The sequence below is a fragment of the Pseudomonas asplenii genome, from assembly GCF_001293465.1.
Lineage (GTDB): Bacteria > Pseudomonadota > Gammaproteobacteria > Pseudomonadales > Pseudomonadaceae > Aquipseudomonas > Aquipseudomonas fuscovaginae_B.
The window spans coordinates 1-26,857 of record NZ_JSYZ01000008.1; the positions used below are offsets into that span (position 1 = coordinate 1).

32 protein-coding genes and 1 tRNA gene are annotated in these 26,857 nt (G+C 61.1%); 21 read left to right on the forward strand and 12 right to left on the reverse strand.

Going from position 1 to position 26,857, the window contains the following annotated elements:
* Nucleotides 1-433: 433 nt before the first annotated feature.
* The 5 genes from PF66_RS11630 to PF66_RS31985 form a co-directional block, all read right to left on the reverse strand.
* Complete coding sequence (locus PF66_RS11630; protein ID WP_054062790.1) at nucleotides 434-796, reverse strand: hypothetical protein; 363 nt, start codon at nucleotides 794-796, stop codon at nucleotides 434-436.
* Entirely contained in the window at nucleotides 789-3,005 is a 2,217-nt protein-coding gene (locus PF66_RS11635; RefSeq protein WP_054062791.1) for a VapE domain-containing protein, read from the reverse strand. The genes PF66_RS11630 and PF66_RS11635 overlap by 8 nt, the downstream gene beginning before the upstream one ends.
* The gene (locus PF66_RS33160; RefSeq protein ID WP_081009836.1) at nucleotides 2,995-3,222 is read right to left on the reverse strand and encodes a TraR/DksA C4-type zinc finger protein; all 228 of its coding nucleotides are present in this window, start codon (nucleotides 3,220-3,222) and stop codon (nucleotides 2,995-2,997) included. Before PF66_RS33160 ends, PF66_RS11635 begins: the two co-directional genes overlap by 11 nt.
* A complete protein-coding gene (locus PF66_RS33165; protein ID WP_054062793.1) occupies nucleotides 3,215-3,733 on the reverse strand; it encodes a phage regulatory CII family protein in 519 nt (172 codons plus the stop codon). The genes PF66_RS33160 and PF66_RS33165 overlap by 8 nt, the downstream gene beginning before the upstream one ends.
* A 327-nt stretch (nucleotides 3,734-4,060) precedes the next feature.
* The gene (locus tag PF66_RS31985) at nucleotides 4,061-4,303 is read right to left on the reverse strand and encodes a transcriptional regulator (protein WP_081009837.1); all 243 of its coding nucleotides are present in this window, start codon (nucleotides 4,301-4,303) and stop codon (nucleotides 4,061-4,063) included.
* Nucleotides 4,304-4,403: 100 nt separating this feature from the next.
* Here PF66_RS31985 and PF66_RS11650 point away from each other — a divergent pair, with 100 nt between their 5' ends.
* From PF66_RS11650 to PF66_RS11705, 12 genes are all read left to right on the forward strand, one after another.
* Nucleotides 4,404-5,165 (forward strand): LexA family transcriptional regulator, encoded by a 762-nt coding sequence (locus PF66_RS11650; protein WP_054062794.1) that lies wholly within the window; start codon nucleotides 4,404-4,406, stop codon nucleotides 5,163-5,165.
* 250 nt (nucleotides 5,166-5,415) lie between these two features.
* A complete protein-coding gene (locus PF66_RS11655; protein ID WP_054062795.1) occupies nucleotides 5,416-5,994 on the forward strand; it encodes a hypothetical protein in 579 nt (192 codons plus the stop codon).
* 9 nt (nucleotides 5,995-6,003) lie between these two features.
* Entirely contained in the window at nucleotides 6,004-6,288 is a 285-nt protein-coding gene (locus PF66_RS11660; protein WP_054062796.1) for a phage antirepressor KilAC domain-containing protein, read from the forward strand.
* A gap of 140 nt (nucleotides 6,289-6,428) precedes the next feature.
* On the forward strand, nucleotides 6,429-6,854 hold the full coding sequence (locus tag PF66_RS11665; protein ID WP_054062797.1) for a hypothetical protein: 426 nt from the start codon (nucleotides 6,429-6,431) through the stop codon (nucleotides 6,852-6,854).
* Nucleotides 6,851-7,177 (forward strand): pyocin activator PrtN family protein, encoded by a 327-nt coding sequence (locus PF66_RS11670; RefSeq protein WP_054062798.1) that lies wholly within the window; start codon nucleotides 6,851-6,853, stop codon nucleotides 7,175-7,177. Before PF66_RS11665 ends, PF66_RS11670 begins: the two co-directional genes overlap by 4 nt.
* A 47-nt stretch (nucleotides 7,178-7,224) precedes the next feature.
* A complete protein-coding gene (locus PF66_RS11675) occupies nucleotides 7,225-7,821 on the forward strand; it encodes a hypothetical protein (RefSeq protein ID WP_241494336.1) in 597 nt (198 codons plus the stop codon).
* Nucleotides 7,818-8,039, forward strand: coding sequence for a hypothetical protein (locus tag PF66_RS11680; protein ID WP_054062799.1), 222 nt, complete (start codon nucleotides 7,818-7,820; stop codon nucleotides 8,037-8,039). The genes PF66_RS11675 and PF66_RS11680 overlap by 4 nt, the downstream gene beginning before the upstream one ends.
* Nucleotides 8,039-8,593, forward strand: coding sequence for a phosphohydrolase (locus PF66_RS11685; protein WP_054062800.1), 555 nt, complete (start codon nucleotides 8,039-8,041; stop codon nucleotides 8,591-8,593). Before PF66_RS11680 ends, PF66_RS11685 begins: the two co-directional genes overlap by 1 nt.
* Nucleotides 8,590-9,660, forward strand: a complete 1,071-nt coding sequence (locus tag PF66_RS33170; RefSeq protein WP_193394201.1) for a hypothetical protein — start codon at nucleotides 8,590-8,592, stop codon at nucleotides 9,658-9,660. The genes PF66_RS11685 and PF66_RS33170 overlap by 4 nt, the downstream gene beginning before the upstream one ends.
* Complete coding sequence (locus PF66_RS11695; RefSeq protein ID WP_241494338.1) at nucleotides 9,657-11,111, forward strand: phosphoadenosine phosphosulfate reductase family protein; 1,455 nt, start codon at nucleotides 9,657-9,659, stop codon at nucleotides 11,109-11,111. Before PF66_RS33170 ends, PF66_RS11695 begins: the two co-directional genes overlap by 4 nt.
* Before the next feature lie 79 nt (nucleotides 11,112-11,190).
* Nucleotides 11,191-11,427 (forward strand): DUF4224 domain-containing protein, encoded by a 237-nt coding sequence (locus PF66_RS11700; RefSeq protein ID WP_054062801.1) that lies wholly within the window; start codon nucleotides 11,191-11,193, stop codon nucleotides 11,425-11,427.
* Nucleotides 11,428-11,430: 3 nt separating this feature from the next.
* Nucleotides 11,431-12,498, forward strand: a complete 1,068-nt coding sequence (locus PF66_RS11705) for a tyrosine-type recombinase/integrase (protein ID WP_054062802.1) — start codon at nucleotides 11,431-11,433, stop codon at nucleotides 12,496-12,498.
* 130 nt (nucleotides 12,499-12,628) lie between these two features.
* Here PF66_RS11705 and PF66_RS11710 read toward each other — a convergent pair.
* Nucleotides 12,629-12,716 (reverse strand) — tRNA-Ser (locus tag PF66_RS11710).
* Between the two features lie 124 nt (nucleotides 12,717-12,840).
* Here PF66_RS11710 and PF66_RS11715 point away from each other — a divergent pair.
* From PF66_RS11715 to PF66_RS11745, 7 genes are all read left to right on the forward strand, one after another.
* Nucleotides 12,841-13,512 carry a Bax inhibitor-1/YccA family protein gene (locus PF66_RS11715; RefSeq protein WP_054057252.1) on the forward strand — a complete coding sequence of 224 codons (672 nt, stop codon included), beginning with the start codon at nucleotides 12,841-12,843 and terminating at the stop codon, nucleotides 13,510-13,512.
* 110 nt (nucleotides 13,513-13,622) lie between these two features.
* Nucleotides 13,623-14,015, forward strand: coding sequence for a sulfurtransferase complex subunit TusD (gene tusD / locus PF66_RS11720; protein WP_054057251.1), 393 nt, complete (start codon nucleotides 13,623-13,625; stop codon nucleotides 14,013-14,015).
* 1 nt (nucleotide 14,016) lies between these two features.
* Entirely contained in the window at nucleotides 14,017-14,379 is a 363-nt protein-coding gene (gene tusC, locus PF66_RS11725) for a sulfurtransferase complex subunit TusC (protein ID WP_054057250.1), read from the forward strand.
* A complete protein-coding gene (tusB, locus tag PF66_RS11730) occupies nucleotides 14,379-14,678 on the forward strand; it encodes a sulfurtransferase complex subunit TusB (protein ID WP_054057249.1) in 300 nt (99 codons plus the stop codon). The genes tusC and tusB overlap by 1 nt, the downstream gene beginning before the upstream one ends.
* A complete protein-coding gene (locus PF66_RS11735) occupies nucleotides 14,675-15,010 on the forward strand; it encodes a TusE/DsrC/DsvC family sulfur relay protein (RefSeq protein WP_054057248.1) in 336 nt (111 codons plus the stop codon). The genes tusB and PF66_RS11735 overlap by 4 nt, the downstream gene beginning before the upstream one ends.
* A complete protein-coding gene (locus PF66_RS11740; protein WP_054062803.1) occupies nucleotides 15,007-16,008 on the forward strand; it encodes a glycosyl transferase family protein in 1,002 nt (333 codons plus the stop codon). Before PF66_RS11735 ends, PF66_RS11740 begins: the two co-directional genes overlap by 4 nt.
* A 91-nt stretch (nucleotides 16,009-16,099) precedes the next feature.
* The gene (locus tag PF66_RS11745) at nucleotides 16,100-17,098 is read left to right on the forward strand and encodes a glutathione S-transferase family protein (RefSeq protein WP_054057246.1); all 999 of its coding nucleotides are present in this window, start codon (nucleotides 16,100-16,102) and stop codon (nucleotides 17,096-17,098) included.
* A gap of 52 nt (nucleotides 17,099-17,150) precedes the next feature.
* Here the strand turns inward: PF66_RS11745 and cysG are convergent, their stop codons facing one another.
* The 6 genes from cysG to PF66_RS11775 are packed head-to-tail and all read right to left on the reverse strand — an operon-like array spanning nucleotide 17,151 to nucleotide 24,652.
* Nucleotides 17,151-18,545 (reverse strand): siroheme synthase CysG, encoded by a 1,395-nt coding sequence (cysG, locus tag PF66_RS11750; protein ID WP_054057245.1) that lies wholly within the window; start codon nucleotides 18,543-18,545, stop codon nucleotides 17,151-17,153.
* A complete protein-coding gene (gene serS, locus PF66_RS11755) occupies nucleotides 18,546-19,826 on the reverse strand; it encodes a serine--tRNA ligase (RefSeq protein WP_054062804.1) in 1,281 nt (426 codons plus the stop codon).
* A 16-nt stretch (nucleotides 19,827-19,842) separates the two neighbouring features.
* The gene (gene crcB, locus PF66_RS11760; protein WP_054057243.1) at nucleotides 19,843-20,217 is read right to left on the reverse strand and encodes a fluoride efflux transporter CrcB; all 375 of its coding nucleotides are present in this window, start codon (nucleotides 20,215-20,217) and stop codon (nucleotides 19,843-19,845) included.
* The gene (locus tag PF66_RS11765; RefSeq protein ID WP_054057242.1) at nucleotides 20,214-21,539 is read right to left on the reverse strand and encodes a replication-associated recombination protein A; all 1,326 of its coding nucleotides are present in this window, start codon (nucleotides 21,537-21,539) and stop codon (nucleotides 20,214-20,216) included. The genes crcB and PF66_RS11765 overlap by 4 nt, the downstream gene beginning before the upstream one ends.
* Nucleotides 21,540-21,558: 19 nt before the next feature.
* Complete coding sequence (lolA, locus tag PF66_RS11770) at nucleotides 21,559-22,182, reverse strand: outer membrane lipoprotein chaperone LolA (protein ID WP_017903657.1); 624 nt, start codon at nucleotides 22,180-22,182, stop codon at nucleotides 21,559-21,561.
* Nucleotides 22,183-22,240: 58 nt separating this feature from the next.
* Nucleotides 22,241-24,652, reverse strand: a complete 2,412-nt coding sequence (locus PF66_RS11775; RefSeq protein ID WP_054057241.1) for a DNA translocase FtsK — start codon at nucleotides 24,650-24,652, stop codon at nucleotides 22,241-22,243.
* A gap of 296 nt (nucleotides 24,653-24,948) precedes the next feature.
* Here PF66_RS11775 and trxB point away from each other — a divergent pair, with 296 nt between their 5' ends.
* Nucleotides 24,949-25,899, forward strand: a complete 951-nt coding sequence (gene trxB, locus PF66_RS11780) for a thioredoxin-disulfide reductase (protein WP_054062805.1) — start codon at nucleotides 24,949-24,951, stop codon at nucleotides 25,897-25,899.
* Nucleotides 25,900-26,062: 163 nt separating this feature from the next.
* Entirely contained in the window at nucleotides 26,063-26,749 is a 687-nt protein-coding gene (aat, locus tag PF66_RS11785; RefSeq protein WP_054057239.1) for a leucyl/phenylalanyl-tRNA--protein transferase, read from the forward strand.
* The last annotated feature ends 108 nt before the right edge of the window (nucleotides 26,750-26,857 follow it).

Consider the following 26,857-nt stretch of genomic DNA (forward strand, 5'->3'; position numbering starts at 1 on the left):
ACTACTTTTTACAGGTCGATTCTCATGGCAGCAACCCCACTTTAATGCCACCCGGTGAATATGTGGGCTACACCGGGCGAACGTCTAGCGAATGTCGGCGAATATCTAACCTCGGCATTCTGTTTTTTCGGCGTTGCCCCATATGTCCCATGGCTCAGAATCTCTATGGGACGCCTGAGGACCGCTTAATTCGGGGCTTTGCCCCATTGTCCTATCTATTTCTTCCTTTTCTCGCGTAAAAGAAGAAAATCTAAAAACACGCATGCGCGCGATAGCGCGTACAGGTATGCGCTCCGCTCATGCGGGCGAGCGGCGCTTCTGATGGGACAATGGGACACGCCAATAAATATAAGGCCTGCGCTCAGTCCCATAATGTAAAAATACAATGGGACAGTGCGGGACAATGGGACAGCAACAACCAAGGTCATTGGGATCACGCAGCCTTTCCCATCAGCATGCCGCCGATCAGCACATGCGCTTCGTGCAACCGGCGGTAGTAGGTTGGAGCACTGCACCCGCAATACAACATCTTCTGTGACAAGAAGCTGTCGTGGTTGCAGTAATGCTCCCGGACAAGAACCGACAGTTGCGCAGGCAGATGCTTGTTCACGATTAGTTCGATATCCGCTGACTCGTCCAGTAGCACCCGACTGCCACGAGTCCCCCGTATCAGCTCGCCTTTGCACTCCATCAGCATGGCGATCATGTTGCCGCCCCCCAGCTCCGAACCACCCTCGTGCGGGCTGTGCAGATCCTCAGCCCACAGTTTGAGCATTTCGTCGATTCGCTTAATCAAAGCAAGGCTCCTCGAACGCTTCCCGTTGCAACGCCGACGCAACGCCCCAGCCGACCGGTTTCTTATAAGCCCAAGGCCGCTGGCCGCTTTTGACCAACGGAGGCAAGCGCACCCGCCGCCAACCCAGCCGGTGCATGATTGCCCCGACCCGTATCTGCTCCGGCTTGCTCCAGTGCCCGTAGTCCAGTTTCAACGCGCTGGTTAAGACCTCGCTGCCGGTGGTGGTCTCACCGATCTGCGACTCCTCAAGCCATTTCAGAATTGGCCCCTCCCACTCGTCGACCACGAACCGCTCTTCCTGGGCCTCTGCGAACAGTGGAGATTCATCACGGTTGACCCACCAGACGTCGCCGGCCATGTAGCAATACATCGCCTCTGCCCATAACTGATCGCGGACCTCCCGCAACTGATCCAGATCGACTTTGGTACAAGCCACGGGCCAATAGCGCCGGTTGCCGGTGGCGTCCTTCAGATATTCATCCTGGTTCGTGGTGCCGACGAAAACACACTGACGTGGCACGTCCATCGTTCTGCGGCCGTAGCTCTCGCGGTAGGTGTCGGTCGACGCCGAGAAAAACTGCTTGGCTTTCGTCGACTCGGCCTTGTTGAAGCTGTCCAGCTCACCCAGCTCGACGATCCACTTGCCCCGGATCGCCTGGAAGCCGTCCTTGTCACCCAGGGCGAAAGGGGTATCCATGAACCACTCGCCGCCAAGCACCGACATCGCGGTCGACTTACCCGCGCCCTGGGCGCCTTCGAGGATCATCACGGAGTCGGCCTTGCAGCCGGGCTTCATGACGCGGCCGACCGCCGAGATCATCCAGCGTTTGCCGACCTTGGAGCTGTAGTCCGTCGGCGTTACACCCATAATGTCGGTCAACCAGGTGCTGAGACGTGGCACACGGTCCCATTCCAGTTTGTTCAGGTAGTCACGGACAGGGTGAAACTTGTGGTCATGGGCAACGACGCTGACCGCCTCAATCACGCTGCTGGCTTTTACGCGCAGGTTGTACTGCTGTGCGAGCCACTTCATCACCAGCATGTCGTCGATGTCAGCCCAGTCGCCGGTACCACCACCGTAAGGAGCCGCCCGCAGCTTCACGATCTTCGAACTGAACGAGCTGAAGCCGATCACGCCGGCCCAGCGCTCGTCGTTGCCGAGGATTAGTTCGACGTTCTGCATATGAGGGATCAGCATGCCGTTTTCGGTCCGGGCCAGTTGGTCCTTCCAGCCACCAGCTGCTGGTGGACGAACGACCGCAAGCACCTGGCGGCGGACAGCGTCCAGCCCCTCGGCGCAATGTAGGTCGTTGAAGTCGGTCCATTTGTCCTCGCGATCGCCGGAGAACACCGGAGGCACAACCTGGCCACCGACAACCGTGGCGGCGTTGGTGGCCTTCTCCTCGCCGGGGTTCCAGGGCTCGCCGTTGGGGCGCTTGGTCTTCCAGTCGTCATCGCGACAAATGATGATTGGGCGGCCTGGCCTGCGCTCACGCATAGCCTTGCAAACAGCCACTAGGTTACCCGCATCAAAGGCAATGGCGACTGTCAATGAAGTCGCCATGTAAAGTGAGGCGCCGGTCGCATAGCCCTCACACACCAGTATCGGCTCGCCGGGATCAGGATCTGGACCGATGAGGTGGAAGGCCCCCTCTTTCGCCATGCCCGCCGGCCAGTAAGTTTTATCCCGGCCTGTGCTTTCCTGCTTCTCGGGGTAGATCACCTGCAGACCGACAACCTGGTCACGGGCATTACACATAGGTACGAGAACCGCGCCTGACCGGGGGGCATAGCGAACCCGAAAACCCACAATCTGCTTGCGATCGAGGTACGCGCTGCGTCCTTTCTCCGGCATGCGATTGAACATGCCCGCAGCCCGGCGAGCAGCACTACGAGCCCGGTTTTCTGCAACCTCAGCAGCCCTACGCTTGGCATCCTCCTGCCGCGCACGCAGGACTTCCCGGTCCTCGGCGCTCATCTTGCCGGCCTTGACCTTGATCTTCTGCGTCTCACCCGAGCGCCAGTCACCAAAGCTGCCGAAGATCAGCGTCTCGCCCTTCTCCGTGCGATGCTCATGCACCACGTACCAGCCATTCTTTTCCGTGCCCTTGTCAGCACCAGACTTGCAGCGGGTCAGCTTGCCGAACACCAGAGGCAACTTGGGGTCCAGACCGTAGTCGGAAAACTGGTTCAGAACCTCATCGAGCATGGCGGGCCTCATTCAGCTCGTTAATGCCCTGGCAAGTCACGCAGAGGGTGCAGCCGCGAATAGCAAGGCGGCGAGCCTCCGGGATCGGGTCGTCGCAGCTTTCACAGAACATGAACGAGTGCACCGCAACAGCAGACGCATTTGCACGGCGAGAGGCAAGCGCGCGATCGAGGCGCTCCTGCACCAGGTCGTTGGCGAAATCAGCTTCATCAGCCACGGTCCGCACCTCGCGTGGTCTGATTGACGTAGCTGGCTCGGTTGAACATGCCCAAAAGCCCCTGAATACCGCGAAACACCAGCTTCCGAATCTCGGCCAGCTCGCCGTCGTCAACCTGACCGTCTCCAATGTGCTTGGCCCAGGTCTCGGACAAGTCAGCGACATGCCGGAAAAACGCCGCGATACCAGTTGTCAACGTTTCAGGCATATCGGAGGTGTAGGTTTCGGCAAGGTCCTGCCAGATGGTGTCCCCGACCAGGGCGTGCACCGCATCGAGAATGCGGTGGTCCTTGGTCAGTTCCAGGATCTCAGCGAACTCCTGAACATTGACCGTGTGACTCGGATGGGTCGGTGACAGCTTGTGCTGCAGAGTGGTGGCGTTTCGGCCGGTGGTAGCAGCAATTGCAGCAGCGCCGCCGGGGTAGTCCCTTGCGGCATGGTAGAGCGCGAGGTCGAGCGGCAGGACTTCCCGCTTCGCCCGATCAACGCTGTGCAGAGCAATACGGCTCATGGCATTAATCCTTGTAAGTTGCCAGTGCCACGCGACATGTAGTGGTGATACATTTGCCGCGTGGCTTGAAAGGGCCCAAAAGCCGGCCAGATCCGCAAGATCAAAACCGGCACCGTGCCGAGGCAAGCGATCCGTCGCTCACCCCTGGCGCAACAGTTGCCAATCTGTGGTGGAGAGGCAACAACCCAAGGCATCCGTGCCTTGGCATACGCGGTAAAGATCGGCGGCTTTTTGCATGTGGTGTGCATGCCGACCTTCATCGCGGCCCGACAACGCTGTGGTGGCGCGAGTCGGGGGAAACTGGGCGACCCTTGGGTCGCCTTTTTTCTAGGCAGCTTTCGAAGAAACAACTGCCGATGAACGCAAGTACTGCCAATCAATATCTGGCCGCAAATCCTCGCAGGTCACCTGAGCGTCAGTACCACGATCGATGGCGATAGCGAGCCCAGCGCTGGCCCGGCGATTGCCATAGGCCACTTGCTTCAGTTGTCCAGTGGATGTGGCGCAACTGGCCGCGAGCGCCTCAAGACGGGATGGATCTAAGCTTTTGATGTAGTCAAGAAAGTTCATAAACACCTCCAATTGCAGCCGAAGATTAGCAACTGCTAATTGGATTCGCAATAGCTGTTTGTAATTTACATTTTGCTAATTCAAAAGACATGATTCGCAGATGAATATCTATGAGAAACGCCTCACCATCCTCAGAGCCCTCATCGGTGAAAACTCCCTGAAGGAATTTGCGGCATGCCATGACGACATCGATCCCTCATACCTCTCACAGATTCTGAACGGCCATCGAACCCTGGGAGACCGAGCCGCGATCAACCTAGCTAAGAAGCTTCAGCTTCCGGTCGAATTGCTCACTACCGGAAACTACAGCACTCAAGACCAGGCACTGATTGCACGCAGGTGGCTTACCTTGGGCCTCAAACCCCCCGCCCTCCCTCACCCAGCCTTTTTTAATTCATCTATCAACGAGACCGCAGAACGGAGCGCGGAGGAACGCGAAAAGGCCAAGCATCAGCGCCCTGCCCCCGTACCTGTGGTAGGAAAAGCTATGCTCGGCACGGACGGCTATTTTGACGCATTGGATTACCCTGACGGGCATGGGGATGGCTACATAGACATTGTTAGCTCAGATCCATACGCATACGGCTTGAAGGTAGTGGGGAACAGCATGCACCCCCGGATCAAGAATGGGGAATTTGTGCTAATTGAGCCAAGTCACCCCTACCGCACAGGGGATGAGGTCCTGATCAAGACAACCGACGGCAGGGCCATGGTGAAGGAGTTCATCTACCTGCGAGACGGCCAGTACAGACTCGACAGCATTAGCGACGGCTATCCGCCAATCTTTATCGATGAGCATTCCGTCGAAAAAATTCACTACGTAGCAGCAATTTTGAAGCCGTCTAAGTACCTCGACCTATAAAATTAGCAAATGCTATTGCAAATAAATTTAGCTGTTGCTAATTTTGCCTCACCTCTCCACCACAGAGCCGAGGCAATACCATGCACACCACAGCTACCTTGCACGCCCACCCGGCGTGCAAACCCATCCGCGTATTCGAGGTTCGCTTTCTAGCCCGCGAGTACGGCTGCACCTTCATCGCTAGCAAACACAAGCGCCCGACTCGCTCGGCGCCTGCTCCGTTCGATCCCAACGACGGAGGCCGGGCAGCATGAAATTCAAACTGAACAACCGAACGCTGTCCCTGCTGAAAGCCCAGTCATGCCTGACCGAGACCTTCACTCATACGCTAAGGTCTGAGCCGAAACGCCAGGTGGTGTCATTCCGCCTCGCCGTTGAACACAACGAGGCCAACACCACCTTCAGCATCTTGCTCGGCAGCGAACACCACACGCTGACCCTGCCCAACAGCCCGAAGATGCACCTCAAGCTGGCCGACTTCATTGAAGAGATCGTCAACGGGCCGGCCGACACTGTAACGCCAGCCGAGCTGCCCCACTCTGAACGCGAGTACGGCAATTTTGAGATCGAACACAAGCAACAGGTGTTCGAACTGATCAGCCGTGGCGGATCGGCGAGCCTCGACCTCGGCTTCGCACTGCCGATCAACGTCGCCGTACACCGCAATCAGACCCGTACCGGCGTCACGACGATCATGAGCATCGGCAACTCGCGCCCACGCACCAAGTGCTTCACGGTGTGCGGTAGCGACATCGAGATCTACAAGCGCCTGATCCAATCCCTCGACCACCTCGCCGCCGCCGCTACGCCGGCCGCGCATGCAGCGTAAGGGGGCGACATGGACCGCGACCTCCAAAAAACAGCCAAGTACTTCAGCATCACCCGCCCAAAGCTCATCGCGCTGATGCGCGAGAAAGGCCTGCTGAACGAGAAGAACCTGCCGGCATTCCCCGTCCGCGACCGCGAGTACCTGCGAATCAAAGACGGCAGTTGGTTCCACCACGAACTCGGCACGCAGTACTGCCAGTCGACCCGAGTGCGGCGAGCCGGCATCCCGTGGCTGGCCAAGCAGCTTGGCCTCGACCTTCCTGCCATCCCGGCAGATCGCCGTGACGTGGCCTAGGGAATACGCCCGCCAGATCGTAGCCCTTCCGACACGCGAGCAGCGCAACGCCGCACTGCTCGACGTGCCGGAACATCTGCGCGAGCTGACAAAAAAGCACTGCCTCCTCTACTGGAATCACCCGAAAAGGAAGAAGGACCATGGACCACAACCTGATTGACCAGCAGATTTTGGCGCTACTGCGCACTCCCGTTGAGCAACGCACCGTCGAGAACCTGGCTGCAGCCCTGCATAGCATTGCCACAGCAGCCTCGCTTGTTGAAGCGCCGTTCACCGCCCCTCATGCCGACCTTCAGCGCCTGATCAACTTGCACCGCGAGCAGGTCAAGCTCAGTTACTACAGCGAGCTGCTGCTGCCAGTACTCGGATACACGAGCTACGACGTTTGCCTCTACGCAAACACGGGCGATTACGGCAGCAACGTAACCCTCTCGACCATCCTTAGCCCTAAAACCGATTTCTCAGCCTCGGCCAACGAACTTCCCACACTGTTCGGCAGCGGAAAAACAGCCCAAGACGCACTGCGTGACCTGCACCCCATTGCCAAGCGAGAACAGGCCGCATGAAGGAATCCAACCAATCCCCACTCCGGCTCATGCCGGCACCGGAGACGGCCACTGTCGAGTTGCTCTACCGCACCTTCGGCGACGTGCTGATCCCACTTGAAAAGCTGCGCGTGCAGTACTTCCGCAACCTGAACGAGCAGACCTTCGCGACCGAGATCCAGAACGGCCGCATTCAGTTGCCCGTCACCACCCTGGACAACAGCCGCAAGGCACCGAAGTTCGTGCACATCAAGCACGTCGCCGCACTGATCGACATTCGCGCCTACAAGGCCGACGAGGACCAGGCACAACAGAGAACCGAAGCACCCGAGCAAGACCTGTAACCCAACTGCGGCCACCACCCGCCAGCAAACCACCAGGAGTACACCACATGACAACTATGCAGATCTGCGCACTGATCATCGCCATCCTCTTCATCGGCCTGACCTACTGGGGCGGCTACCGAGGTGGCCTGTCCGACGGCCGTGCCGAGGGCCATCTTGAGGGTATCAAGGAAGGCAAGGCCATTCAGAGTTCGGACGACCACGGGACACTGATGGACTTGCAGTTGCTGCTCGATCAGGCCCGGGAGAACCACAACAAGCTGTACACCCACTACAAAAGGGCCTTGGCCGCGTCGAAGCTAGGTGAACCAGCCCGTCAAACTCTCCTGGATATTGCCGAAAAGCTGCGAATTGCGGCCGAAACATTCAGCGCATTCCGTACCGGCAAAAAGCTCGAACGTGACTCGCTAGCTCTCCGCGACCAAGCACTGGCCATGGCGGTGCTACTAGACCCACTTGCATCAGAACCGGTCTTGGCCGAAGCAGACAGCTCAGTCATCCAGCCCTCAGGGAAACTGATAGTAGAGCGCGCACCTACCGAAAAAATGTGTCGCAAAGATTCTCAAAAGGCACAGCAGTTCTTCCGAAACGCCACCTCGGAATTCGATCCCCAAAACCCAAAAGCATCCGGCGGTGACGTATGAGCCGATCCATTCCGATGCTTCGTTTGACACCACAAGCCGCCGGCCAACTGCAACAGCAGCACGATAAGGCCACCACCGAGCTGGCTAAGCTGCTCCGCCACAACAAGGAGTTCGACCGCCAACTCAGTGAGCTGATCGGTCCCGACGCCCTGCGCCGACTGCACAAGGCCACCGACAACGCCCTGCTGCTGGTCGACCTAAAGAAGGAGGCCGCGTGATGTCGCGAATCCTCACTCACACCGGCAAGAGCTTTGACGTCCTCGCGCCACAGGTCGACATGATCGATCCGCGAGACATCAGCCATGCGCTCGCACACCTGTGCCGCTGGAATGGCTACACCCGTGTGTTCTATAGCGTGGCCCAGCACAGTTGCATGGTCGCTGACCTGGTGCCGCCTGAGTTCAAGCTCGCTGCCCTGCTCCACGACGCCACCAAGGCCTACATTGGCGACCTGCCGCGCCCGATCAAGCGTGCAATGCCCGAGTACCAGCGCATGGAGCATGTGCTGTGGCTTCGCATCTGCCAGCGCTTCGACCTCCCGCTTGCCGTGACCACTGTCCTGCCCGATCCAATCAAACACGCCGACCAAGTAGCACTGGCAACCGAACATCGCGACCTGCTCCCACCGGACACGGCCATCAGCGATGCCTTGAGCAACATCGAGCCCCAGGTCGAGCGGATCCGCCCGTGGTCGGCCACCGAAGCCCGGCTCACGTTTCACCAGCGCCTGATGGATCAACTCGCTATCGAACACCGGAGGAAAGCGGCATGACGCACGCACAGGACACAATACAAGCACAGGCCGCTTTGCTCCGCAACGACAGCGGGATCGCCACGCCTGTAACAGACTGCGGCTGCGAAGCAGCCAGCATTATTGCCCCTTTCAGCGCCACTACCGAGGGTCTTGTACCCCACGAAAAGCTGCGCGAGGCAGCCACACCCAAAGCCTCGCTGATAGCTCTGGATCGCCCGCCCGCGCAGCCTGCCAAGGGGTATAAGCACCCTACATCAACAGCGGGAAGCCGGGCTGGAGGCCCACACTACTGCCCTGCCGACTTGACCAACGTACGACCCGAGGAATGGGAACAGATGCTGTCCAGGCGCGTCACCGACGTCATTTGCACAAGCAATGCCTTGCTGCAGCGGGAGGCCGCTCAATTGGAATTCCTCAAGCAGCGCCAGGCGGCAAAGGCTGCGTCTGACTTTCTTCTGGTTTCACACCCTGACGGAGACTCATGGGTGGTCAAGAACGGCGACAAGCACCATCAAATGGCTACGCGCCTCGACCATTTAAAGATTGAGCAACTCCATATCTTTCCCGACGACGACCAGGTCAACCGGCTGCGCGAGGAACTGTATCGAAAGTCCGAAGCAGTCGACATAGCCAAAGAGTTACTCCACGGGAGTACCGAGCAGTGCAAACACCTTCGCGCCAAACTGGACGAGCGTGATGAGCTGTTGCGCGATTGCTTTACCGCCATGATCAAAGGCGGCTATTCAAAGCCCCTTCGTGAACGGATAAAAAGCACCCTGTCCATTAACACAGAGAAGAGTGAGCAAGCCTCATCCACCAGGCACCAACAGTCCGACTGCCTTCAGGCCTCATCCTTGCGAGAAGCAATGGAGCGAGAGGCAGCGAGCGGCAGACCGTGCGCGCTGATAGTCGGCGATACACGCGTCCAGGTGACCTACCACGGACTCAAGTGGTATCACGACCTTCAAAAGACAGGCGAACGGAGCCAGTCGCTGGCAATCGAAGAGTTCGACCAGGTCCTGACCGAGGCCCTGAACATAGATGCGTCCGAGCGCGCCGCCCAGGCCAAGGCGGTGACACCATGACTACTGGAGCCATGTTTGCCCCCAAGGACGAGGCTAGTTTTATCTATCGGGAAAAGTACCGCTGCCAAGGCACCGTGCTTAGTACAAACCCTCAAGGCTTCGCGATCCTCAAGTGCACCAGCGGCTATGCCAAAGGCAGGACAATAGCCGTCAACTTCCCAGCCCTCACGAAACTTGAGCCTAAACCTGTGCCTGTGCCCGTGCCTGAACGCTCTCCCGCCGGCATCAACAGCCCACGGCAGAGTGACATCTTCGCCGGCGGGGCAAAGCGCCTGCAGATGACCGAGAGCATCGAACTCACGATTCAAAGCCTACGGGCCTATGGCGCTGACCATGAACACTGGGGTGTCGCGTGGTCTGGCGGGAAGGACAGCAGCGCCACGCTGACCCTGATCATCTACCTGATCGACACCGGCAAGATCCCTAAACCGAAGACTCTCACGGTTTTCTACGCCGACACCCGGCAGGAACTGCTGCCCCTGGCCAACGCGGCCGCCCAGATCATGGATGAGCTTCAGGAGCGCGGCATCCACGTCGAAGTCGTCACGGCCCCAATGGACAAGCGCTTCATGGTCTACATCCTAGGACGCGGCGTCCCGCCACCGAACAACAACACGCTGCGCTGGTGCACCCGCCAGATCAAGATAGACCCGATGATCGCTGCAGTTGAAAAGCGTATCGCCGAGTTGGATGGCAACTTCCTAATGATTACGGGCGTTCGCCAAGGCGAGAGCGCGATCCGTGACAAGCGCATTGAAATGAGTTGCGGAAAGGACGGCGCAGAATGTGGCCAGGGCTGGTACCAGAAGGTTTTGCCCGAGGCGAAAGGCATCAAGGGCCGGATCGCAACGCTGGCACCGCTGCTGCACTGGCGGGTTTGCCACGTCTGGGAATGGCTCAAGCACTGGGCGCCCTTGGCTGAATTCGGCGACTGGTCAACAGCGACCATCGCCGATGCATACGGCGGCGAAGAGGCGGAGGAGATCAACGCCAGGACGGGCTGCACGGGCTGCCCGCTGGCCAGCGAGGACAAGGCGCTCGACACGATCCTACTCAACCCAGCTTGGGCGTACATGGCTCCACTCAAGCGCATCAGGGTCCTGTGGCGAGAGCTGCGGGAGCCGAAAAACAGGCTGCGCAAGGCCGGGGCCGAGATCCTCAAGAGCGGAAACATCGCCTCGAACCCGCAGCGCATGGGGCCGATCCTTCTGGAATCGCGGTTGATGGCCCTGAACATCCTGATCGGCATACAGGCCGAGATCAACGAATCGGCCAAGCGCCTCGGGCGCCCCATGGTCGACATGATCAACCCCGAGGAAGAGGCCAGGATCCGCGAGTTGATCGCCGCTGAGACCTGGCCGCATGGCTGGGATGGTGAAGAACCAATCGCAACCACCCCGCTCGACAAGGTGTTTGCCGACGGCGCTGTGCAACCCTTGTTGTTTTGCTGAGCCCACCCCGAAAGCAATCGCACAGCAGTAAAAACTATTGAGCGCTACCAGCTACGACTGGCGGCACGGAGAGAGAAACATGGAAATTCAAAGCGAAACGCTCGCCGAGGAAGAGATCGCTGCAATCACCGGGTATCAACTGCCTGGAAAACAAATTGCCTGGCTTTCGAGCAACGGATGGCAGTACGTACTGACCGGTGCCAGACGCCCTGTGGTGGGTCGAGTATACGCCCGCCTGAAACTGGCCGGGGTCCGGCCCACCACCTCCAACGCCGTCGCGGAAACCTGGGCCCTCGACCTTTCGCGCGTGGGCTAGTAGATGCGTCCTAGAAAACCTCAAAACCGGGACCTTCCGCCGCGCATGCTGCGGAGGATCCGTAAACGCAAGAATGGCCCCGACTACGTCTGCTATTTCTATGCTGCAAAAGGTCCAGATGGCAAACGACTGGAGATCCCCTTGGGAACCGATCTGGATATCGCGAAAATCGAATGGGCAAAACTGGACCGCAAGGCCGTCCCGAGAGTCATGAAGCTGCTTGGACCAATATTCGATCGCTACGACAGGGATATCATTCCAACTAAAAAAGCCAGCACCCAACGCGAGAATCGCCTGTCATTGAAGCAATTGCGGGCCGCTTTTGCTGACGCCCCACCAGAGGCGGTTACCCCGCACGTCTGCGCACAGTACCGCGATGCGCGAACAGCGAAAGTCAGGGCCAACCGAGAGCTGGCCTTGCTCTCGCACATTTACAACATCGGCCGGGAGTGGGGAGTGATCACCTGCGACAACCCAGTTACAGGCGTTCGCAAGAACAAAGAAACCCCCAGAGAGTTTTATGCTACCGACGAAATATGGTCGGCTGTATATAAAAAGGGAGCTTCCGAACTGCGCGACGCAATGGACCTGGCCTACCTGAGCGCACAGCGCCCTGCTGATGTCCTATCGATGCGCGAAACGGACGCCACCTCCGATTATCTGCAGGTCAGCCAAGGGAAAACCACCAAGAAGCTGCGGATCAAGCTGACCAACACCAACGGGCCGAATCAGCTTGGCGCTTTGGTTGAGCGCCTGCGCCGGCAGCGCAAGGAACGCGGATCGAGAAATCCATATCTAATCGTGACTGAAGACGGTCGCAACGTCACAAAAGCCATGTTGCGCCTGCGATTTGACGAGGCACGCAGGCAGGCAGCTGCGGCTGCCCTAGAAGCGCTCGACCACCAGCTGGCCAACGACATCAAGTCATTCCAGTTCCGCGATATTCGACCCAAAGCAGCAAGCGAGATCGAGGACCTGGCCGTGGCCAGCAAGCTGCTTGGGCACTCAGACAAGCGCATTACAGAGACTGTTTACAGGCGCGTCGGGGAGATTGTTTCACCGACAAAATAGCCTTCAAAAACCCGATAGTTTCGGAACGCCTGTGAAAGTTGCGGAACGTTTCCTTGAATCCACCGTCAGAGCGAGCGACACCCAGAAACGAAAAAGCCCCGAAAAATCGGGGCTTTGACAGTGTGCAATATGGCGGAGGCGCAGAGATTCGAACTCTGGGACCTGTTACAGTCGGCAGTTTTCAAGACTGCTGCCTTAAACCACTCGGCCACACCTCCCATGCATTGCGGGCGCCATGATACCGGAATGAAACACACTGTCAAACTCTCGTGATAGCTTGTTACAGAGCCTCTGTTATGATCTTTGCGACTGAACATTTCAAAACCGAAGGAGAGTTTCGCCATGCGCGAACAGGATTACGCCGTTAACAACAGCGTGCAGGCTGAGCAGCTAGAGGTTAGCCGCGTCCTGCGCAACACTTACAGCCTTCTCGCCCTCACCCTGGCCTTCAGCGGTGTGATGGCTTTCGTCGCCCAGCAGATGAACGTGCGCTACCCGAACGTCTTCGTGGTACTGATCGGCTTCTATGGGCTGTTCTTCCTCACCAACAAGCTGCGCGATTCCGTCTGGGGCCTGGTGTCGACCTTCGCCCTCACCGGCTTCATGGGCTTCCTGCTCGGCCCGATCCTCAACCGCTACCTGGGCATGCAGGGCGGCGCCGAAGTCGTCAGCTCGGCTTTCGCCATGACCGCCCTGGTGTTCGGCGGCCTGTCGGCCTACGTGCTGGTGACCCGCAAGGACATGAGCTTCCTCAGCGGCTTCATCACCGCCGGCTTCTTCGTCCTGCTGGGTGCCACGCTGGCCAGCCTCTTCTTCAACATCAGCGGCCTGCAACTGGCGATCAGCGCCGGCTTCGTGCTGTTCTCGTCGGTGTGCATCCTGTTCCAGACCAGCGCCATCATCCATGGCGGCGAGCGTAACTACATCATGGCGACCATCAGCCTGTATGTATCGATCTACAACCTGTTCGTCAGCCTGTTGCAGATCTTCGGCATCATGAGCCGCGACGACTGATCACCTGCATGAGCAAAAAGCCCGCTTCGGCGGGCTTTTTGTTGACCGCGATTTAGCTTCTTGGGGAGTCTGGCCTTATCATGGCGACAGATTCGCTGACAGAGCCTTCCATGAAGTTTGCCATTGCGCTGTTTTCCCCGCCCCACGCGCCCTCTTCCCGACGGGCCCTGCTGTTCGCCCAGGCCCTGCTCGCCGGCGGCCATGACATCGTGCGGCTGTTCTTTTACCAGGATGGCGTGCACAGTGCCTCGGGCAACGTGGTCACCCCGCAGGACGAACAGGACCTGCCACGGGAATGGGCCAGTTTCGTCAGCGACAACCAGCTCGACGGCGTGGTCTGCATTGCCGCGGCCCTGCGCCGGGGCGTGCTGAATGACGAGGAAGCCCAGCGCTACGCGCGCTCGGCGGTGAACCTGGGCGCCGGCTGGGAACTCTCGGGCCTGGGGCAATTGCATGATGCGGTGCAGGCCGCCGACCGCCTGATCTGCTTCGGAGGGCCTTGAGATGTCCAAGTCTCTGTTGATTATCAGCCGCCAGGCACCGTGGTCCGGGCCGAGCGCCCGCGAAGCCCTGGATATCGTCCTGGCCGGCGGCGCCTTCGATCTGCCCGTGGGCCTGTTGTTCATGGATGACGGGGTGTTCCAGCTCATGCCGGGGCAGACGGCCAAGGCCGTGCAGCAGAAGGACCTGACGGCCAACCTGAAGGCATTGTCGCTGTTCGGCGTCGAGGACCTGTTTGCCTGCCGCGACAGCCTGGCCGATCGTGGCATCCTCGCCGACCAGGTGGCCAGCGCAGACCTGAACCTGCTGGCGACCGAAGAAATCGTCGCGCTCGTCAATCGTTATGACCAGGTGATCACGCTCTGATGTCGACCTTGCACGTATTGTCCCACTCCCCTTTCACCGACAGCCGCCTGGGCAGTTGCCTGCGCCTGCTGGGTGCCGAGGACGCCCTGCTGCTTTGCGGCGACGCGGTATACGCCCTGCAACCGCGCAGCCTACCGCTGGAAGCCCTGGAAGAGCGCGCCGCCACGCTGCGCCTGTTCGCCCTCGACGAGGACCTGCAGGCCCGCGGCCTGGAGTGCCCGAGCTGGGCCACACGCGTGGACTACCCGGGCTTCGTCGAATTGTCGGTCCGGCACGACAAGGTCAATACCTGGCTATGAATACCCTGACGGTGAACGGGCGGGACATCGCCCTGGACAAGGACGGTTACCTGGTTGAACTGAGTGACTGGTCGCCCGAGGTCGCCGGCGCCCTCGCCGCCCGTGAAAGCATCGAGCTGAGCCCCGAGCACTGGGAGATCCTCGAACTGCTGCGCGGGTTCTACCGGGAATTCGAGTTGTCACCGGCCACTCGCCCGCTGATCAAGTACACCGCCTCGAAACTGGGCGTGGAAAAGGGCAACAGCCTGCACCTCAACCGCCTGTTCAATGGCACTCCCGCCAAACTGGCCGCCAAGCTGGCGGGCCTGCCCAAGCCGACGAACTGTCTATGACCGAATACGTGCCGCTGATCACCGAAACACCCGAGGAACATCCTTTCGCCCCATTCGTACGCATCCTCGGCAAGGGCAAGCGTGGCGCCCGCGGCCTGAGCCGCGAGGAAGCCCGTGAGGCCATGGGTATGCTGCTCGACGGGAAAGTCGAAGAGACCCAGCTCGGCGCCTTCCTGATGCTGTTGCGGCACAAGGAGGAAAGCCCGGAGGAACTGGCCGGCTTCACCGAGGCCCTGCGCGAACGGCTCGATGCCCCATCCCTGCAGGTCGACCTGGACTGGCCGAGCTACGCCGGCAAGAAACGCCACCTGCCCTGGTACCTGCTGGCCGCCAAATGCCTGGCCCAGAACGGCGTGAAGATTCTGATGCACGGCGGCGGCGCCCACACCGCGGGCCGGCTGTACACCGAACAGTTGCTGGAAACCCTGCAGATTCCGCTGTGCCGCAACTGGCAGGCCGTCGGGCAGGCCCTGGCCGCCGGCAACATTGCCTTTGCGCCCCTGGTCGACTGGGCCCCCCAGCTGCAACGGATGATCGACCTGCGCAATACCCTCGGCCTGCGCTCGCCGATCCATTCGCTGGCCCGCGTCCTCAACCCGCTGGGGGCGCGCTGTGGCCTGCAGAGCATCTTCCACCCCGGCTACCAGGCCGTGCATCGCGAAGCCAGCCGCCTGCTGGGTGATACCGCCATCGTGATCAAGGGCGATGGCGGCGAGATCGAGGTCAATCCCGACAGCACCAGCCACCTGTACGGCACGGCCAACGGCGAAAACTGGGATGAGGAATGGCCGGCGTTATCCGAGCAGCGCCATGTGAAGCCGGCGTCGCTGGAACCCGAACACCTCAAGGCGATCTGGCGCGGCGAGGTCGAGGACAGTTACCCGCAACTGGCGCTGCTGTCGACCATGGCACTGGCCTTGCGCGGGCTCGGCCTGCCTCGTGAAGAGGCGTTCGAACAGGCCCGGATTTACTGGGCCGCACGAGACAAATCGATTTAATCGATCATTCAACCCCAGGTTTTGCGCTATTTATTCGAACGATTCTCTTTAGACTGGGCTCCAACGCATCACTGCCAAGGAGTTTTTCTAGATGGGTCTCTTGATCGAAGGCCGCTGGCACGACCAGTGGTATGAAAGCAGCAAAGACGGTGCCTTCCAGCGCGAGCAGGCGCAGCGTCGTCACTGGGTGACCGCCGATGGCCAGCCGGGCCCCAGCGGCGAAGGCGGCTTCGTCGCCGAGGCCGGTCGCTACCACCTGTATGTTTCCCTGGCCTGCCCCTGGGCCCACCGTACGCTGATCCTGCGCAAGCTCAAGGGCCTGGAAAGCCTGATCGACGTCTCGGTGGTCAGTTGGCTGATGCTGGAAAACGGCTGGACCTTCGACAAGAGCCATGGCTCCACGGGCGATCACCTCGATGGCCTGGCATTCATGCACCAGCGTTATACCGCCGACACCGCCGACTACACCGGCCGGGTGACTGTGCCGGTGCTGTGGGACAAGAAGCTCAAGCGCATCGTCAGCAACGAGTCGGCCGAAATCATCCGCATGTTCAACAGCGCGTTCAACGGGCTGACCGGCAACACCCTGGACTTCTACCCGCCAGCCTTGCGCCCGGTCGTCGATGAGTGGAACGAACGGATCTATCCGGCGGTGAACAACGGCGTCTACCGGGCCGGCTTCGCCACCTCGCAATCAGCTTATGAAACGGCTTTCGACGCGCTGTTCGTCGAGCTGGATCAGCTGGAGCGGCACCTGTCGCAACATCGCTACCTGGCCGGCGAGTACCTGACCGAGGCGGATGTACGGCTGTTCACCACGATGATTCGTTTCGACGCGGTGTATCACGGTCACTTCAAGTGCAACCTGCGGCGCATTGCCGACTATCCGAACCTGTCGAACTGGCTGCGGGAGATGTATCAGTGGCCGGGTGTGGCCGAGACGGTGGATTTCACCCATATCAAGGGGCATTACTACGCCAGCCACCGGACCATCAACCCGACAGGTGTCGTGCCCAAGGGGCCGGAGCAGGATTTCACTGGCAGCCATGACCGCGAGCGGTTGGTGGGGCGTGGGGTCTGGAAGAGCTGAGAGAGGTACTGCAGGAGCCGAAGACCCGCTCCTGCAGGTTTGTGTTGCTGGATCAGACCTGACCCTGGGCGCCTTCGAACCAGGCCAGTTTCTCGCGAAGCTGCACCACTTCGCCGACGATCACCAGGGTCGGCGCATGCACTTCATGCTCCGCCACCAGTTGCGGCAGGTTGGCCAGGGTGCCGGTGAACACCCGCTGGTTCGCCGTGGTGCCCTGCTGGATCAGTGCCGCCGGGGTGTCCGCCGAACGACCGTGCCGGATCAGTTGTTCGCAGATCACCGGCAAGCCGACCAGCCCCATGTAGAACACCACGGTCTGCGCCGGCGCCACCAGGTCGACCCACGGCAGGTCGGTGCTGCCATCCTTCAGGTGACCGGTGACGAAGCGCACGGACTGCGCATGGTCACGATGAGTCAGCGGAATCCCGGCGTAGGCCGAGCAACCGCTGGCCGCGGTGATACCCGGCACCACCTGGAATGGAATGCCCTGGGCCGCCAGTTCCTCGATCTCCTCACCACCTCGACCGAAAATGAACGGATCGCCGCCCTTCAGGCGCAGCACCCGCTTGCCCTGTTTGGCCAGCTCGACCAATTGCCGGTTGATCTGGTCCTGGGGCACGGCGTGATCGGCGCGGCGCTTGCCGACGTAGATACGGTCGGCATCCCGACGGCACAGTTCGAGGATCGCCGGCGCCACCAGGCGGTCGTAGAGCACCACGTCCGCCTGCTGCATCAGGCGCAGGGCACGGAAGGTCAGCAGGTCGGGGTCACCCGGACCTGCGCCCACCAGATACACCTCACCCGACGCATTCGGGGGCGTACCGTTGATCTTCTCCACCAGCAGCCGCTCGGCCTCGGCGCCCTGCCCGGCCAGTTGCCGGTCGGCGATCGGCCCCTGGAACACCTCTTCCCAGAAGGCGCGACGCTGCTGCACAGCCGGGAACAGTGCCTTGACCTGATGACGGAAACGCGCCGCCAACCCGGCCAACTGGCCATAGGTCGACGGAATCCAGGTTTCCATCTTGGCCCGGATCAACCGCGCCAGCACCGGTGCGTCACCGCCGCTGGACACCGCGATCACCAGCGGCGAGCGATCGACGATGGCCGGGAAGATCACGCTGCACAGGGCTGGCGCATCCACCACGTTGACCGGTACGCAACGCCGCCGGGCATCGGCGGAAACCTGGGCATTGAGCGCTTCGTCATCGGTGGCGGCGATGATCAGCACGCAACCATCCAGGTCGGATTCGACATAACCGCGCAACAGCATTTCGCCGCCGCTGCCGTCGATCAGCTCGCGCAGCTGGCTTTCAATCTCGGGAGCAACCACCCGCAACAGCGCACCGGCGTCGGCCAGCAGGCGAGACTTGCGCAAGGCAATCTCGCCGCCACCGACCACCAGGACACGGCTGCCGCGCAGGTTGTGAAACAGCGGCAGAAATTCCATTTAGCCGATGACCTCGATGCCGCCCATGTAGGGCTTGAGCACTTCCGGTACACGGATCGAACCGTCGGCCTGCTGGTAGTTCTCCAGCACCGCCACCAGGGTACGACCCACCGCCAGGCCGGAGCCGTTCAGGGTGTGGACCAGTTCCGGCTTGCCGGTTTCGGCGTTGCGGAAACGCGCCTGCATGCGGCGGGCCTGGAAGTCGCCACAGTTGGAGCACGAGGAAATCTCGCGGTACTTGTCCTGGCTCGGCACCCAGACTTCCAGGTCGTAGGTCTTCACGGCGCTGAAGCCCATATCGCCGGTGCACAGGGCCAGGACGCGATACGGCAATTGCAGCAGTTGCAGGACCTTCTCGGCGTTGGCAGTCAGGCCTTCCAGCGCTTCCATCGACTTCGACGGCTCGACCACCTGGACCATCTCGACCTTGTCGAACTGGTGCTGGCGGATCATGCCGCGGGTATCGCGACCCGAGGCACCGGCTTCACTGCGAAAGCACGGGGTGTGGGCGACGAATTTCAACGGCAGTTGCTTGGGATCGAGGATCTCGCCGGCGACGATGTTGGTCAGCGACACTTCGGCGGTCGGGATCAGGTACAGATCGGCTTCGCCGTCGCGCTTGATCTTGAACAGGTCTTCCTCGAACTTCGGCAACTGGCTGGTGCCCATCAGCGCCGGCGCCTGCACCAGGTAAGGTGTGTAGGCTTCTTCGTAACCGTGCTCGCTGGTGTGCAGGTTGATCATGAACTGCGCCAGGGCGCGGTGCAGGCGGGCAATCGGGCCGCGCAGCAGGGCGAAACGGGCGCCGGACAGCTTGGCGGCGGTTTCGAAGTCCAGCCAGCCGAACTTCTCGCCCAGGGCGACGTGGTCCTGGATCGGGAAGTCGAAGGCGGTCGGCGTACCCCAGCGGCGCACTTCGACGTTGCCGTCCTCGTCGGCACCCACCGGTACCGATTCGTGGGGCAGGTTAGGGATACCCAGCAGGATCTGGTCCAGCTCGGACTGGATGGCGTCCAGCGCGGCCTTGCCTTCCGTCAGCTCGGTGCCCATGTTTTCGACGCTGGCCATCAGCGGCGCGATGTCTTCGCCGCGCTGCTTGGCCTGGCCGATACTCTTGGAAACCGCATTGCGCTCGGCCTGCAATTGTTCGGTGCGGGTCTGCACCACCTTGCGCTGGCTTTCCAGCTCTTCGATGCGGGCGACATCGAGGCTGAAGCCACGGGAGGCCAGACGATCCGCTACGTCCTGGAGGTTGCTACGTAACAGTTTGGAATCGAGCATGTCGGTTTCTCGTTATTCAGAGTTTGGTCAAGGACAGGCCAGCCCAGGTTGCGAGCAGCCCGCCGAATACGCTCAGGGCCGCATAGCCCAGGGCCACCAGCCCCTGCCCGCTTTCCAGCAGGCGAATCGTATCCAGTGAAAAGGATGAAAAGGTGGTCAGGCCGCCAACGAACCCCACGATCAGGCCGGCGCGGATTTCCACCGGGACCTCGGGGCGCAGCAAAAACAGGCCGTAGAGCACGCCAATCACCAGGCAGCCCACGATATTAACGGCCAACGTCGCGGTATAGAAGTGCCTGGGCCAATTGGCATTGATCAGATTGCCTGCGGCAAAACGTACCAGGGTGCCGATGATGCCGGCGACGGACACCGCGATTACGGTGCGGATCACGGTTTTCTCCGTTGTCTCGGGCTCTGCCGATCCAGCGCGGCGAGGTGGTTGAGCTTCTCGCCGATCTTAAGCTCCAGCCCGCGCGGAACCGGCTGGTAGAAGGCCTGCGGCTGCAGTTCCTCGGGGAAATAGTCCTCGCCGGCGGCGTAGGCGTCGGGCTCGTCGTGGGCATAGCGATACTCCTCGCCATAGCCCAACTGCTTCATCAGCTTGGTCGGGGCGTTGCGCAGGTGCAGCGGAACTTCCAATGAGCCATGTTCGGCCGCACTGACCATGGCGGCCTTGAAGCCCATGTACACCGCGTTGCTCTTCGGCGCGCAGGCCAGGTAGGTGATGGCCTGGGCCACCGCCAGCTCGCCCTCGGGGCTGCCGAGGCGCTCCTGCACGTCCCAGGCCGCCAGGCACAGGCTCAGGGCCCGGGGGTCGGCGTTGCCGATGTCCTCGCTGGCCATGCGCACCACCCGCCGCGCCAGGTACAGCGGATCGCAGCCGCCGTCGAGCATGCGCGCGAACCAGTACAGCGCGGCATCCGGGTTGGAACCGCGAATCGACTTGTGCAGCGCGGAAATCTGGTCGTAGAAGGCTTCGCCGCCCTTGTCGAAACGCCGACGGGTATCGCCCAGCAGGCTCTGCAGCAGGTCGACGCCGATCTCGCCACCGTCTTCGGCCAGGTCCGAGGCGTTCTCCAGCAGGTTGAGCAGACGCCGTCCATCCCCATCCGCCGCCGCCAGCAGCATCTGGAAACCCTCGTCGCCCAGGCTCAACCGGCGCTTGCCCAGGCCGCGCTCTTCAGTGAGGGCACGCCGCACCAGCTTGCGCAGGGCCGCCTCGTCGAGGCTCTTGAGCACATAGACCCGCGCCCGAGACAGCAGGGCGTTGTTCAATTCGAATGAGGGGTTCTCGGTAGTGGCGCCGATAAAGATCAGCGTGCCGTCCTCGACATAGGGCAGGAACGCATCCTGCTGGGACTTGTTGAAGCGATGGACTTCGTCGACGAACAGGATCGTGCGCCGACCGTATTGCCCGGCCTGCTGCTTGGCGACTTCCACCGCCTGCCGGATCTCCTTGACCCCGGCGAGCACCGCCGACACGGTTTCGAAGTGCGCGTCCGAGACTTCCGCCAGCAGCCGCGCCAGGGTGGTCTTGCCGACCCCGGGCGGGCCCCAGAAGATCATTGAATGCAGTGCGCCCTGCTCCAGGGCTTCGCGCAACGGCTTGCCCCGGGCCAGCAGGTGCTCCTGGCCGACGTACTCATCCAGGTTGGTCGCCCGCAGACGGGCGGCCAGTGGCTGGGCGATCGGGGCACGGCTGAACAGATCCATGGGCTGCGTTTGAAACCTCTTATTCCTGGATGACGTCAGCACCCTTGGGGATGTCGAACTTGAAGCGGGCCGCATCGATCGGCTCGTTGGCCTTGACCCCGGTGAACAGCAGATTGGTGCGCTGGCCGACGCTGTCGATCAGTTGCATGTCGTTGACCAGGCCGTTGCGGAACGACAGGCGCAGGCTGTCGAACAGGGTGTCCTTGGTTTTCGGCTTGAGCACGAAGTCGATCACGCCACCGGCTTCCTTGGCAGTGATATCGAAGCTCTCGCTGATCTTCGACACGTCACCGGACAGCAGCAGCGCCGGGGTCTGGGTCAGGCGCAGGTCGAGCTTCTTGATGGTCACCTGCTCCAGGTCCGGGTCCCACAGGGTGACCTTCTGGCCATCGGAGATCATGGTCTGCTCCTGCGGCGCATCGGTGTGCCAGTAGAACAGCCCCGGGCGCTTGAGGGACATCTCGCCAGCGGTTTCCTGCAACTGGGTTCCGCTGCCATCCAGGGTCAGTTGCGAGAAACGCGCGGTGAGGGTCTGGGATTTTTCGAGCAACTGCGTCAGGCGCGCCACATCCTTCTGGTCGGCATGGGCCGACAAGGTGGTCAACGCCAGAACCGGCAACAACAGCATGCGAATGACACGCATGGGAGTCCTCATGGAATTCGTTTGAAGGATATGCCGCATGATCGCATGCGGCACGGAATCAGTCGCGCATCGGCCCGGGCGCAATCACTTCGCGCGAACCGTTGGTATTCATGGCCGTCACCACGCCGGCCATCTCCATGGCCTCGATCATCCGGGCGGCCCGGTTGTAACCGATCTTCAGCTTGCGCTGCACTGCGGAAATCGAAGCCCGGCGGCTTTCCAGGACAAACTGTACCGCTTCGTCATAGAGCGCGTCGGTTTCGGCATCCTCTTCGCCGCCACCGCCACCGCCGCCCTCGAAGCCGCTGCCGGCCTCTTCGACGCCGTTGAGGATGTCGTCGTTGTACTCCGGGGCGCCACGCAGTTTCCACGCCTCCACCACGCGGTGCACTTCATCGTCGGAAACGAAGGCGCCGTGAACACGGATCGGCAGGCTGGTACCCGGCGGCATGTAGAGCATGTCACCATGGCCCAGCAACTGCTCGGCACCGCCCTGGTCGATGATGGTCCGCGAGTCGATCTTGCTGGACACCTGGAACGCCATGCGGGTCGGGATGTTGGCCTTGATCAGGCCGGTGATCACGTCCACCGACGGCCGCTGGGTCGCCAGGATCAGGTGGATGCCGGCCGCCCGCGCCTTCTGGGCGATACGGGCAATCAGTTCCTCGACCTTCTTGCCGACGATCATCATCATGTCGGCGAATTCGTCGACCACCACCACGATGGTCGGCAACTTGGTCAGCAGCGGCGCTTCGTCGTGGATGCTTTCGCGGTTGTACAGCGGGTCCGGAATCGGTTCGCCGCGTTCCTGGGCTTCCTTGATCTTGGCGTTGAAGCCCGACAGGTTGCGCACGCCCATCTTCGCCATCAGCTTGTAGCGCCGTTCCATCTCGGCGACGCTCCAGCGCAGGGCGTTGGCGGCGTCCTTCATGTCGGTGACCACCGGGCACAGCAGGTGCGGAATGCCTTCGTAGATCGACAGTTCGAGCATCTTCGGGTCGATCATGATCAGCTTGGCGTCTTCCGGGCCGGACTTGAACAGGATCGACAGGATCATCGCGTTGACCCCTACCGACTTACCGGAACCGGTGGTACCGGCCACCAGCAGGTGCGGCATCTTCGCCAGGTCAGTGATCACCGGCTTGCCGCCGATGTCGTGGCCCAGGGCCAGGGTGACCGGCGACTTGGCGTCGTCGTATTCCGGGGTCGACAGCACCTCGCGGAAACGCACGATCTGCCGATCCTCGTTGGGAATCTCGATACCCACCGTGGTCTTGCCGGGGATGACTTCCACCACCCGCACGCTGGTCACCGCCAGCGAGCGCGCCAGGTCCTTGGCCAGGTTGGCGATACGGCTGACCTTCACCCCGGCCGCCGGCTGGATTTCGTAACGGGTAATGACCGGGCCCGGATGGATCGAGTCCACCGACACTTCGACGCCGAACTCCTTGAGCTTGATTTCCAGCAGGTGGCCGACGGCAGCCAGGGATTCGGGAGAATGGTTGAGCTGCTTTTTCGCCGCCTCGTCGAGAATGGAGATCGGCGGCAGGGTGCCTTCGACTGCGCTGTCGACGAACAGCGGCGCCTGCTTCTCCTTTTCCACCCGCTTGCTCGGCTGTGGCGGCTTGGCCGGTGCCGGCATGATCACCGGCGGGATCTGCTTCTCGCGCTCGGACATGTGCTTGCTCAGCGCCTGTTCGCGCTCGATCAGGCGTTCCTTGGCCTTGGCCTGCTCGCGCTTGTCGGGAACGGCCGGAGCCACCACTTCGTGGACGCGGTCGTCCACCTCACGCAGTTGCGCCACCAGTTGCTTGCGCTCGGTACGGGCCGCCCACCAGCGGTTCAATGCCCCCTGGAACAGCTCGAACAGGTCGAGGGTGATCTTGCCGGTGACATCCATCACCTTGAACCACGACAGGTCGGTAAACACCGTGAGGCCGAACAGGAACAGGGCGATGAACAACAAGGTGCTGCCCTGGATATTCAGGGCGTTGCGCGCCAGGTCACCCAGGCTCTCGCCCAGGGCACCGCCGGCACCGGCTGGCAGGCCGGTCGGCGAATGGAAATGGATATGCGCCAGGGCCGCGCCCGACAGCACCAGGAATACCAGGCCGATCAGGCGCCAGGAGAACAGCCAGCCACTCCACTGCCAGGGTTCGTGACGCTGGCGAAAGATCTGGTAGGTCTTGATCGCCAACAACAATGGAAATACGTAGGCGAAGTAACCCAGCACCATGAACAGGATATCGGCGCTGTAGGAGCCGGCAGGGCCGCCGAAGTTCTGCACGTCATCGATCTTGCTGTTATGACTCCAGCCCGGATCGTCCTTGCCGTAAGTCAGCAAGGCCATCATCAGGAACAGGCACAAGGCGCCGATGGCAATCAGCGCGCCTTCCTTGAGGCGATAATGCAGTTGCTGGCGCCAGAGTGGCACCACTGCTTTAGGCGGTGTTGCGGTGGATTTCTTCAAAACGCGTCTTTTCCTGCGCCCGAGGCGCGCCCAGCTGTTGATTGACGACAAAATACTGCCCACTCGGGGCCAGTAACAGTTATCCGGCAAAACCGCGGCTATTTTAAATATCAGCCCCTTATTATCGGTATTTGCCACTCCGGAAACTATCATCCTTACATGATGAACATTGTACGGGTTTGCGCGCCCGATGCCACGCCGCTGCCTCCTGGGTGTAGCATAGCCAACAGCGCTGTTCATGCCGCTCAATTTGAGCATGCATTCTCTTTTGTGACAAAGGCTTATGAGGTGTTTTTATGAACGAAGCCAAGCATTCGCGCCTGATCATTCTCGGCTCCGGGCCCGCCGGTTACAGCGCCGCCGTCTATGCCGCCCGTGCCAACCTCAAGCCTGTCGTCATCACCGGCCTGCAAGCCGGCGGTCAGTTGACCACCACCACCGAAGTCGACAACTGGCCAGGCGATGTCGAGGGCCTGACCGGGCCGGTCCTGATGGAACGCATGCAGAAACACGCCGAACGCTTCGACACCCAGATTGTCTACGACCACATTCATACCGCGGAGTTGCAACAGCGGCCGTTCATTCTCAAGGGTGACAACGGTACCTACAGTTGCGATGCACTGATCATCGCCACCGGCGCCTCCGCCCAGTACCTGGGCCTGCCCTCCGAAGAGGCGTTTGCCGGCAAGGGTGTTTCGGCCTGTGCCACCTGCGATGGCTTTTTCTATCGCAACCAGGTGGTTGCGGTGGTCGGCGGCGGCAATACGGCGGTCGAGGAAGCCCTGTACCTGGCCAATATCGCCAGGGAGGTACACCTGGTGCACCGTCGCGACAAACTGCGCGCGGAGAAGATTCTCCAGGACAAGCTCTTCGAAAAGGCTGCCAACGGCAATATCCGCCTGCATTGGAACCAGCATCTGGACGAAGTGCTCGGCGATGCCAGCGGCGTCACCGGCGCCCGCCTGCGCGACAGCAGCACCGGCGAAACCCGGGAGTTGCCGCTGGCCGGCGTGTTCATCGCCATCGGCCACAAGCCCAACACCGATCTGTTCCAAGGGCAATTGCCGATGCGCGATGGCTACCTGCTGGTGCAGGGCGGCAGCGAGGGCAATGCCACGGCAACGCAGATCCCCGGCGTGTTCGCTGCCGGCGATGTGGCCGACCACGTCTATCGCCAGGCCATCACCTCGGCGGGCGCAGGCTGCATGGCGGCGCTGGATGCCGAGAAGTACCTGGACGACAACTGACACCGAAAGGCACCGCGATCCTTGCAGGAGCGTGGCTTGCCCGCGAAGCCTTAGGCAATCTTGAGGGCGCTTTCGCGGGCAAGCCCTGTTCCCACAAGGACTGCGATGCCTGCAACAGTGTGTTTACCCGCCCTCCCCTCTTCCTTTTCAAGCCAAGAACGCCATGCTGACCTGGTTACAACGCGACAACCTGAACTTCCCACCGCTGGCCAAGGCCATGCGCGAACCCAATGGCCTGCTGGCAGCCGGCGGCGATCTGTCCGCCGAACGGCTGGTCCAGGCCTACCGCCATGGCTGCTTCCCTTGGTTTTCCGAAGGCCAGCCGATCCTCTGGTGGTCGCCGGACCCGCGCACCGTGCTGTTTCCTGACGAACTGCACGTTTCCCGCAGCCTGGCCAAGCTGTTGCGCCAGCGGCGCTACCAGGTCACCTTCGATCGCGACTTCGCCGCAGTCATCCGCGCCTGCGCGGCACCCCGCGCCTACGCCGACGGCACCTGGATCACCGAAGCGATGCAGAACGCCTACCTGCAACTGCACGAACGCGGGTTTGCCCATTCGGTCGAGGTCTGGGACCAGGGTGAGCTGGTCGGCGGCCTCTATGGCCTGGCGATGGGCCAGCTGTTTTTCGGCGAGTCCATGTTCAGCCGTGCCGACAATGCCTCCAAAGTCGGCTTCGCCACCCTGGTCAGCCACCTCAAGGAGGCGGGTTTCGTGCTGATCGACTGCCAGATGCCGACCCACCATCTGCACAGCTTCGGCGCCCGGGCGATTGCACGTAGCGAATTCGCCCGTTATCTGCAGGAACACCTCGACCAACCCAACAGCGCGTCCTGGCAAGCGCCGCTGTAGAGCCGGCAAACCGGAAAATCACACGACAATCAAGTAACCTTCATACAGCGCCTAGGCGTGTTTTCCCAGGCTGGCTTACACTTGATTCAATGCAATTCAAAGCTTAAT